Source organism: Campylobacter concisus (assembly GCA_002092835.1).
GTDB lineage: Bacteria > Campylobacterota > Campylobacteria > Campylobacterales > Campylobacteraceae > Campylobacter_A > Campylobacter_A concisus_K.
The window spans coordinates 159410-169626 of sequence record LVWL01000001.1 but is presented as its reverse complement, the minus strand read 5'-3'; the positions used below and the strand labels follow the sequence as shown (position 1 = coordinate 169626).

General features: G+C 41.1%; 7 protein-coding genes and 1 pseudogene. 3 read left to right on the top strand and 5 right to left on the bottom strand.

Annotation, left to right across the window (positions count from 1 at the left end):
• The 5 genes and pseudogenes from A3835_00790 to A3835_00770 all read right to left on the bottom strand — a co-directional run.
• Window positions 1-467 (bottom strand): hypothetical protein (locus A3835_00790; protein ORI10873.1); only part of this gene is annotated, 467 nt, incomplete at its 3' end.
• Between the two features lie 222 nt (window positions 468-689).
• Window positions 690-2686: pseudogene (locus A3835_00785) on the bottom strand (nitrilase).
• A 226-nt stretch (window positions 2687-2912) separates the two neighbouring features.
• Window positions 2913-4487 (bottom strand): single-stranded-DNA-specific exonuclease RecJ, encoded by a 1575-nt coding sequence (locus tag A3835_00780; protein ID ORI10872.1) that lies wholly within the window; start codon window positions 4485-4487, stop codon window positions 2913-2915.
• 352 nt (window positions 4488-4839) lie between these two features.
• Window positions 4840-5391, bottom strand: a complete 552-nt coding sequence (locus A3835_00775; GenBank protein ID ORI10871.1) for an NADPH dehydrogenase — start codon at window positions 5389-5391, stop codon at window positions 4840-4842.
• Between the two features lie 105 nt (window positions 5392-5496).
• Window positions 5497-7131 carry a CTP synthetase gene (locus A3835_00770; GenBank protein ID ORI10870.1) on the bottom strand — a complete coding sequence of 545 codons (1635 nt, stop codon included), beginning with the start codon at window positions 7129-7131 and terminating at the stop codon, window positions 5497-5499.
• A gap of 124 nt (window positions 7132-7255) precedes the next feature.
• Between A3835_00770 and A3835_00765 the strand changes: the two genes are divergently transcribed.
• The 3 genes from A3835_00765 to A3835_00755 are packed head-to-tail and all read left to right on the top strand — an operon-like array spanning window position 7256 to window position 10125.
• Window positions 7256-7471, top strand: a complete 216-nt coding sequence (locus A3835_00765; protein ORI10869.1) for a DUF4492 domain-containing protein — start codon at window positions 7256-7258, stop codon at window positions 7469-7471.
• Window position 7472: 1 nt separating this feature from the next.
• Entirely contained in the window at window positions 7473-9008 is a 1536-nt protein-coding gene (locus A3835_00760) for a cytochrome C oxidase subunit II (GenBank protein ORI10868.1), read from the top strand.
• Entirely contained in the window at window positions 9001-10125 is a 1125-nt protein-coding gene (locus tag A3835_00755; GenBank protein ID ORI10867.1) for a cytochrome C oxidase assembly protein, read from the top strand. The genes A3835_00760 and A3835_00755 overlap by 8 nt, the downstream gene beginning before the upstream one ends.
• The last annotated feature ends 92 nt before the right edge of the window (window positions 10126-10217 follow it).

Genomic DNA, 10217 nt, shown 5'->3' with positions numbered 1-10217 from the left:
TCATCAAATGAGTAGATGCCGCCCGCTTTTGCGCCAACTAGCAAGCCTTTGAAATTTTTCTTACTTGTTTCGTTATTAAATCTCTCTCTAACGCTCAAGTAGCCAAGACCTGTGTATCCGCCAAGAACGGCTTTAAAATTTTCAGTGATGCTTGGCGTATAATCAACACCGCCTAAAAATTTATGCTTACTCCATTTTGCATCTGATTCGCCAGCATTTTTCCTAGCTTTAAAGTCATAATAATAACCGCCATAAGCTCTATAGCTGTCAAAATCATAACCGCCATAAAAGCCAAGACCATAATGACCTTTTTTGAAGTTATTTTTCTCACTACTTGCTATGTTTTTTGTTTTGATTTTTGAGTTAAACGAATAATCACCTTCGCCGCCGACAAATGCACCTTGAGCTAGTGCTGCTGAGCTTACCAAAGCTAGAATCAAGCTTGATTTTACAAGTAAATTTTTCATACCTCTCCTTTAAAAAATTTCTGAGATTTTACATCTAAGCTTTTAATCTATATAAAATTTAAATTTAATAAGAAATTTTATACCAAGTGCCGATTTATTACTAATAGTAAATGTAGTAAGCGTGAGTATTGTTAAGAATATAAGAGTAAAAATACTTAAATTTGGCACAGCTTTAGGGCAAATCCTAAGCCCATAGCCATGCCAAATTTATTAAGTTACGCCCTAAAAATGCACTTTAAATTTCGCCCAAAAGCTTCTGCCAGGCTCATAAAGCCTCGTGCCATTCGGGATAGTCTCATAGCCTGCGATACCGCCGCCGTAGCCGCCTTTTGAGTTATGATAGGCGTATTTGGCGTCGTTTAGGTTTTCCGCCGCTAGCAAGAATTGATAATTTTTATATTTATAGCCCGCGCTTAGCCCCAGCGTCCAAAAGCTATCGCTCTTGCCAAGGTCCATGCCGCCCACGTCGCCGTAGCCTTTTTGCGCGCGGTTTTGCGACGCGTTAGCGTAGAAGTCGGCTTTGACGAACCAGTCTGGCTTTTCTAGTCCGGCGCTTAGTTTAAACGTTAAAGGAGAAACCTTAGGCAACGCGTCGCCGTCTTTTAGGCCGCCCGCGTTTTTAGTCACCCTGCCGTAGACGTAGGATACGCCCGCCCCCAGCCTAAACATATCGGCTAGTAGCGTATCGCCCTCGATCTCGCCGCCGTATAATAAAGCATCGGTATTAAATACGTTTGAAGACATGCCCATAGGATTATATTTTATCATTATGTAATCATCCATCTTCGAGACGAAGAAATTCGCGTTTAATTCGTAATTTTTGTCTTTTAGCACGGTACCGAAGTCAAGCTGAGTGTTTCTTTTTTTATTTAGCTTGAGGTTATCGTCATTATTTGTTTCCCAGTGATCCGGTAACCTTTGCGCGTGACCTAGTCCTGCGTAAAGCGTTAAATTTTGTAGATATTTTTCGTATCTAAAAAAGCCTGAGAATAAATTTTCGCTCCTACTTTTATGCGTTAGTAATTTCTTTCTCTCGCCGACGTCTAGCCTAAGTCCACCAAAAAGGCCGTAGTTACTATCAAGAACGTACTCGTTTTGAGTATATATCGTTTTGTATGTTACTTTGCGCTGTTTTTCGTGTGGCTTTGATAGGGCGGCGTCCATTTCGGCTTTAGATACGCCCGCCATACCCTTTCCGGCACCTCGCCATTTAAATACATCCTCAGAGTACCCAGCGCCAAGATAGCTTGTTAGATTATCGAAATTTAACTCGCCTTCTAGCTTAAAGCCGTACATATCGCGTATCGGGTGACTGATACTATATCCTTTGCCGCGCCCCGTACCCGGCACCACCGGACGCATGGTGAAGTTGTCCATTATGTGATCGATTTGATGATAGTACGAGCTTAGCCTGATCTTGTGCTCGCCGACGTCTTGTTCAAATTTGAGTCCGAAAGATTTACGGTCAAACTGTATGCCGTCCCTCATCCTGTCGGCATATGCTGCTTCTCCATTACCCAAGTCCGCGCTTAGCTGCAAGGCGGTAGTTTCCGTGGGCGTTAGCGTACCCACGAGAGAGACGCTGTTGCGTTTATAGTGCGTATGCATTTTCTGTCCGTCACCGCTTTTATAATCGCCGCTCTGGTAGTGTCCGCCGGAAATTTCCAAGCTGCCCAACTCGTTGCCCGCCGCTACGTCCGCGGCAGTTTCAAATCTTCTAAAACTACCGCCCAGCACGCTTACGTTTCCTCCGAAGCTCGGTTTTGACAGCCTTACTATCTCCCTATCGAAAAATATACCGCCACTAATGAGCGCGCCGTATCTGACGTCTTGTGGGCCTTTTATGATGCGAACCGAGCTATAATTTTGCGCCGAGATGTAAGTATGGGCGTATCCATGCGCATACCGCAACCGCCGTTTAGCGTGCTACCGTCGATTAGCACCGGCTGTCTGGCCGCCGTCTGTGAGCGGTAATAAACCTCGCTGCCGCCTCCGCCCTTGCGCTCCATCGTAAAGCCGCTCAAATTTAAAAGCGATTTAGCGATGTCGCCGTTTTCTAGTATCGCGCCTTTGCCAACTATTTGAGCCTTTGTCGGTTCGTCAAGAACGGACTTTTGTATCTTTGCGGAAACGGTAACCGGAGCCAGGTCTATCGTTTCTTCAGCACCAAGCATTAAATTTGGTACTAAAGCAAATGCTAAAACGTAAGAAATTTTCATGTTTAGTCCTATGAAATTAATATTTAAAATTAAAATTAAAGCAAAAACAAACTTAAATAAAGTATAAATATTTATATAACATTAATTTTACAATACAGAAATTTGGCTCAAATAGTATTACTTTAGTTGGACTGCATTAAATATATAAAGAAACGATTTTGGTAAATTAAAACCGAAGCAATCTCGGTTTCATTAAAATTTTAGCATTATAAAACCGAGATAAAATTTATAAAATCTCTTTTATGAGTAGCTGTGGAGTAACGAGTCCGCGGAATGAATTTTTTGATATACAAAAGATAATATCTATCATCTCGCCTACTCTAGCGTGTTTCGTAAAGTTAAAAAATAGAGCCTCAAGTGTTTTATTATCCTTTTGCAAGATGAGCTTTAAGTGGTTTTGATCCCTGCCTATAAGTCTTTCGTTTTTAACAAGAGCATTTTTTATCTTAAAGACTGGGCGCGGATTTTTCTGTCCATACGGCTCATAAAATTCCAAAATTTCAAGTAGTTCAAAGTCGATCTCGCTTGGCATTATGTCGCCAAGTAGCTCATCTGAGCTTTTGCACTCTTGCATATTTAGGCATGAGCAGCTTTTGTTTATCGCCTCTTTAAATTTCTCCAAATTTTCAGGCGCAAGGGTTAGCCCTGCTGCACCTTTGTGACCGCCGTAGCTTGTTAGCAGATCTTCGTGACTTGCGATGAGTGATAAGATATCAAGCTTACCAACGCTTCTAGCACTGCCTTTTGCGCGACCTTTATCGATGCTAAAGACGATAGCTGGCTTTGCAAAGTGCTTCGCAAGGCGGCTAGCCACGATGCCTATCACGCCTTCATGCCACTGCTCTCCCCAAGTGATGATGACCTCATCGTCCTCTTTTACGTCCTTTAGCGAGCACTCAAAGAGTTGGCGCTCCTCCTCTTTTCTGGAGTTGTTAAACTCAATGATCGTATCAAGGTAGTTGTAAGCCTCTTCAATGCTCTTTGCACGCAAGAAGTTAAATGAATTCATCGCATCATCCATACGTCCGGCTGAATTTATAAGAGGCGCTATAAGAAAGCTGATATCATCGCACTCAAATTTATCCTTGCCATAAAACTCTTTTATGACGCAAAATGCCGAGCGCTTCGAGGCATTTAGCTTGCAAATACCCATGCGAACGAGCATTCTATTCATATCTCTTAGCTCCATCATATCGGCGATTATCGCGATAGCTAAAAGCTCTAGAAATTTGCTCATATCGTAATTTAGCCCAAAAACATCCTTTAGCGCTCCAACCAAATACCAAGCGACCTCAGCACCACAAATTTCGATATTTGGGAAGTTGCAGTCCTCTTGTTTTGGATTAATGATCGCATAAGCTTCTGGGAGAACAGCTGGAGGCATGTGATGATCAGTAATAATAAGATCGATGCCTTTTTCTTTACATATAATGGCCGCATCGTTTGCAGAGATGCCGTTATCAACGGTGATAATCAGGCTTACATCAGCTGAGAGTTCGTCTATTATCTCAGGATTTAGCCCATATCCGTCTTTAAATCTATTTGGAATTTTTACTAGGTAGTCTTTTACGCCAAGATCATCAAAAAACTCGGCCAAAATCACACTTGAAACCACACCATCAACATCATAATCGCCCACAATGGCTATGCGCTCGTTTTTTTCGATCGCTTCTTTTATGCGATTAGCGCCTTTGTAAATATCTTTTAAGGCACTTGGTGTCGGAATTTCACTAATTTTTTTATGTATGTCGTTACAAAATCTATGCGCTAGTAAATTCCTTATATCCTCTTTATTTAGCATGGTTTTGGCAAGAATTTTTAAAGAACTTACCAACATTATTTAATGCCACTTGTTCACTTAAATTTACACCCATATTACCAAAAATTTGGCTATAAAAATACTTCTTTTTCATCGCAATCTTTCGTCTTTATTTTGAATGCTTGGATTATATCTTTTTGAAATTTAATTTCTTATAATTTTAAATGAAAGTAAGATTTTAGGGCTCATAGCAAGCTTAAAAGCTTTGTTAAATTGATAGTCTTTACAAATTTAGCACACCAAAAATGGCAAGTATTAGCAAAAAATTTATACAATTAAATTTATAAATTTTAAATAGTTTATGCCATAAAGCTTAAACCATTTTTATAAAAATTTATTCCAAATTTCTCAAAAACTCCGCGTATTCTATAGCGCCGCGTTCTATTTCGCTGTCGTTTGATATGTAGTCCACGCCCGGAGTCTCCTCGGCGCCGTAAAATGCGAAAAAATCGCGGTAATCGGCGTGAAAATAGTATTTAAACGCAAGCTCAAACGGCGTAAGAACCTCGCGCAAGCTAAAATGATAGCGTCCTTGCGGGCAGTAGTCGCTCTTTTTGATGCCTGCGGTCACGGCTAGCGCTACCTTGCGGCCCGCGACACCGTCCGAGCCGCGCCCATAGGCAAAACCGTGCGTCATCACCGCGTCGATCCATGATTTTAAAATCGGAGGGCAAGAGAAGTTATGAAGCGGAAACTGCAAAATGAGGGCGTCGTGGGCTCTGATGAGCTCTTGCTCGCTCGCGGCGTCGATATCGCCGCTCCCGTAAACCTGCGTCAAATCATGGACGCTAAAGCGCTGCGGCTCTTTGAGAGCCTCTTGCAGCAGGCGTTTGTTTATGACCGAGTTTTGGATGTCTGGGTGGGCTAAGATGATTAGAGTTTTCATTTTTGTCCTTAAAAATTTATGGCAAGTAGTGGGATTTATTTGATAAATAATTTAATAAAAACAGCAAAATTTTAAAAGAATTTTTAGAGCCAGATGGCTCTAAATTTAAGATTTGACGTTTTCCAAACTTGCCTTTATAAAGCCTAATATCACAGGATTTGGTTTAGTTAAACGGCTAGTAAATTCAGGATGGCACTGCACGCCTACAAACCATGGATGGCCTTTTAGCTCGATAGCCTCTATCAGCCCATCGCTCTCGCCACTTACTAAAAGACCATTTTTCTCAAAAATTTCTTTATATTTTGGATTTGCCTCGTAGCGGTGGCGGTGGCGCTCTTTGACACTTTTTGCATTGCCATAAATTTCAGCTAGAAGTGTCTTTGGTTTGATGTCGCAGTTATATGCTCCAAGCCTCATCGTGCCGCCAAGTGGGCTTGTGTGCGTTCTTATCTGTTTTTTGCCGTGAGCGTCGATAAAGCTATCGATTAGATAGATGATAGGGTTTTTACACTCTTTGTCAAATTCCATAGAATTTGCATCCTCTAAGCCCAAAACATCCCTTGCAAACTCAATGAGTGCTAGCTGCATGCCAAGACAAATTCCAAGATAAGGTATTTTATTTTCACGGGCAAATTTGATAGCTTGCATCTTGCCTAAAACGCCCCTTTCGCCAAAGCCGCCAGCGACCAAGATGCCATCCACGTCTTTTAAGAGCTCATTTACATTGCTCTCTTCTATCTTTTCGCTATCTATCCAGCGTAAATTTACCCTAGCGTCTAAATTTGCTCCAGCATGGATGATGCCCTCAGTTAGGCTCTTATAGCTCTCTTTTAGATCGATATATTTGCCTACAAAGGCGATTGTTGTTTCGTTTGTTGGAGCGATAATCCTTTTTACTAGGCTATCCCAGTTTGCCATGTCTGGTTTTAGCTCACCAAAGCCTAAATTTTCAGCGATCGGCGTTAATATATCTTGCTTTAAAAATGAAAGTGGAATTTGATAGATACTTGCGCTATCTAAGCTCTCTATGACGCAGTTTTTCTCCACACCACAGCTTGCTGCGATCTTATCTTTTAGCTCGCGGTTTAGTGGCATTTCAGATCTGCAGATGATGATATCTGGGCTTATGCCGATGCGTCTTAGCTCGCCTACGCTATGCTGAGTTGGCTTCGTCTTTAGCTCGCCAGCTACTTTGATAAATGGCACGAGTGTTAGGTGTATATTTAGCGCTCTTTTTTTGCCAACTTCTACTCTTAAGGCTCTTATCGCCTCTAAAAATGGCAAGCCCTCGATGTCGCCAACGGTTCCACCTATCTCAACGATGAGCACATCTTTGCCCTCGCCTGCTTTTTTGATACGATCAACTATCTCGCCAACGATGTGAGGGATCACTTGTATAGTCTTTCCAAGGTAGTCGCCACGTCGCTCTTTTTCGATGACTGAGCTATAAACTCTGCCCGTTGTGAAGTTATTGTCCTGACTTAGGCTCTCATCTAAAAATCTCTCATAGTGACCAAGGTCTAGGTCTGTCTCCGCGCCATCGTCTGTGACAAAGACTTCGCCGTGTTCTAGCGGGCTCATCGTGCCAGGATCTACGTTGATATATGGGTCAGCTTTTAAAACACTCACCTTTAAGCCAGAATTTTTAAGTAATGTCGCGATAGACGCAGCTGCGATGCCTTTCCCAAGTGAGCTTAAAACGCCACCTGTGATAAAAATATACTTCGTCTCTTTTGCCATCAAATTTCCTTAACTTTAATTATTTTTTATCTGCCGATTATACCCCTTAAATATTTAGTAAGGCATTAATCGTACAAATTTTAAAAATTATTCTTTAAGTCTTTTTATTATAGACTTCGCCATTATGATTAAAAACTGCTTAAAAAACATCGCCTCTTTATATATAGAGGGCTTTAAAAATATGAAAATAGGCAAGAAACTATGGTTTCTCATAGCGATAAAGCTTATCATTATGTTTGGTATATTAAAGGTCTTCATCTTTGACGAGACCCTTAATACCAAATTTCAAACTGACGAAGAAAAAAGCGAATTTGTAATTCGTAATTTAATAAAGGAATAAAATGTCTGAGATGGATTTTGTCGACTGGTCTAGGGCTCAGTTTGCGCTAACCGCCATTTATCATTTTTTGTTTGTCCCGCTTACGCTGGGGCTAAGTTTTATCATCGCCATTATGGAGACGATATATGTCAAAACTGGCGATAAAGCATGGCTTGAGATAACGAAATTTTGGCTAAAGCTCTTTGGTATAAATTTCGCTATTGGCGTGGCTACTGGCATCATCATGGAGTTTGAGTTTGGTACAAACTGGGCAAACTACAGTTGGTTTGTCGGCGATATCTTCGGCGCTCCACTTGCGATCGAGGGCTTGCTAGCATTTTTCATGGAGAGTACATTTTTTGCCATTATGTTTTTTGGTTGGGAGAAGGTTAGTAAGAAATTTCACCTACTTTCAACATGGCTTGTTGCGATCGGTTCAAATTTAAGCGCACTTTGGATCTTGATCGCAAATGGCTGGATGCAGTATCCAATAGGCATGAAATTTAACCCAGATACCGCTAGAATGGAGATGCAAAATTTCTTCGAAGTCGCGCTAAATCCACTTGGTATCACTAAATTTTTACACACAGTAACTAGCGGTTACACTATCTCAGCTCTTTTTGTGATAGGAATTTCTGCTTGGTTTTTGATAAAAAAACGCCACATCTTGCTTGCTAAAAAAAGTATCGTCGTTGCTAGCGCATTTGGCCTTATCACTTCAGCATTTTTACTACTTAGCGGCGACGAGAGCGCATATCTTGCAGCTCAAAAGCAGCCTATGAAGCTAGCAGCCATGGAGGGACTTTATAATGGCGAGAAAAACGCTGGCTTAGTTGCAGCTGGTATTTTAAACCCAGCTAAAAAGCTTGGCGATAACACTGAGCCATTTTTACTTGAGATAAAGGTGCCTTACGCACTTGGCATCATGGCAAACAGGGAGCTTGACTCATTTACACCGGGTATAAACGACCTACTTTACGGCAACAGCGAGCACAATCTAATAAGCGTAGAAGAGAAGATGGCAAAGGGCAAAGTAGCTATCGAAGCTCTTAAAAACTACAAAGAGGCTAAAAAAGCAAACGACGAGAGCTTGATGAAGAGCTCGCTTTCAAATTTAGAGAGCAACCTAAATTTCTTAGGATATGGCTATCTTAAGGACGCAAAAGATGCTGTGCCGCCAGTTGCACTTACATTTTATAGCTTCCACATCATGGTCGCACTTGGCACATATTTCATAGCTCTTTTTGCTATCACTCTTTATCTAAATCTCTCAAGAAAATATAAATTTGAAAACATAAGAGTATTTTTGTGGGTCTGCCTCTTTACCATACCACTTGGCTACATCGCAGCTGAGGCTGGCTGGATAGTAACAGAGGTCGGCCGTCAGCCTTGGGTAATACAAGATCTCATGACCGTTGGCGTTGGCGCAACAAATTTATCTGACTCAAATGTCAAAATTTCATTTATATTATTTGCTGTTTTATTTACGGTCTTGCTGATTGCCGAGATCAAAATCATGCTTAAGCAAATAAAGATAGGATTTAACGACCATGCATAGTTTAAGCTTAGAAAATTTACAAATTTATTGGTGGTTTATAGTTAGCCTTCTTGGCGGACTTTTGGTGTTTATGATGTTCGTTCAAGGTGGTCAAACGCTCATCTTTAGCCTTGGTAAGGACGAGCTTAAAAAAGATATGCTCATAAATTCTATCGGTAGAAAATGGGAGCTTACATTTACAACGCTTGTTATGTTTGGTGGCGCATGCTTTGCGGCGTTCCCGCTATTTTACGCTACTAGCTTTGGTGGTGCTTACTGGGTTTGGTTGGCTATTTTATTTTGCTTTATCATCCAAGCTGTAAGCTACGAGTACCGCAAAAAGCCTGATAACTTCTTGGGCGCTAGAACTTATGAAATTTTCCTTTTCATAAATGGCTCACTTGGTGTTATCCTTATTGGCATGGCGGTTAGTACATTCTTTAGCGGAAGCGACTTTGTGCTAAATGAGCACAATTTTGTCGAGTGGAAGACTCCATTTCGCGGCCTTGAAGCATTGGCAAATCCTTACTTGTACTTACTTGGCATAGCAATGTTTTTCCTATCTCGCGTAGGCGGTTGCTTATATCTTATGAACAACATCGCTGATGGCGAATTTATACAAAACGCTAGAAAACAGCTACTTATCAACACCGTGCTATTCTTACCATTTTTCCTAGGCTTTCTTGCTTGGATACTTACAAAAGATGGCTTTGCATACGACGCAAATGGCGTAGTTAGCCTTATGCCTTACAAATACGCTATAAATTTGATCGAGATGCCTATCGTTGGTATATTGCTTCTTGTTGGCGTTGTTTTGGTACTTGTTGGAATTTTCCAAGGGGCATTTACAAAAAGCATACATGGAATTTTTGCTTATGGCGTTGGCGTAACGCTAGCTGTAACCGCGCTATTTTTGATAACTGGACTAAATGGCACTGCATTTTATCCATCATTTAGTGACCTTGCTAGCTCGCTAACTATCAAAAATGCAAGCTCTAGCCACTATACACTTGGCGTTATGGCCTATGTTAGCTTGCTAGTACCAGTAGTGCTTGCTTATATCATCGTCGTCTGGAGAGCGATAGATAGCAAGAAGATCACACAAGATGAGATCAAAAACGATCATCACGCATACTAAGGATAAAAGATGTTAGAAGCAGGAATTTTTTTGATACTTTGGCCAGTGACACTATTTGCTAGCTATAAATTTGTTCTTTTTTCTCTTAAGAA

Bases quoted from the DNA above. Each gene is read 5' to 3' on its own strand.
- A3835_00780 (ORI10872.1), bottom strand. From the start codon at position 4,487: ATGCTAAATAAAGAGGATATAAGGAATTTACTAGCGCATAGATTTTGT.
- A3835_00775 (ORI10871.1), bottom strand. From the start codon at position 5,391: ATGAAAACTCTAATCATCTTAGCCCACCCAGACATCCAAAACTCGGTC.
- A3835_00770 (ORI10870.1), bottom strand. From the start codon at position 7,131: ATGGCAAAAGAGACGAAGTATATTTTTATCACAGGTGGCGTTTTAAGC.
- A3835_00765 (ORI10869.1), top strand. From the start codon at position 7,256: ATGATTAAAAACTGCTTAAAAAACATCGCCTCTTTATATATAGAGGGC.
- A3835_00760 (ORI10868.1), top strand. From the start codon at position 7,473: ATGTCTGAGATGGATTTTGTCGACTGGTCTAGGGCTCAGTTTGCGCTA.
- A3835_00755 (ORI10867.1), top strand. From the start codon at position 9,001: ATGCATAGTTTAAGCTTAGAAAATTTACAAATTTATTGGTGGTTTATA.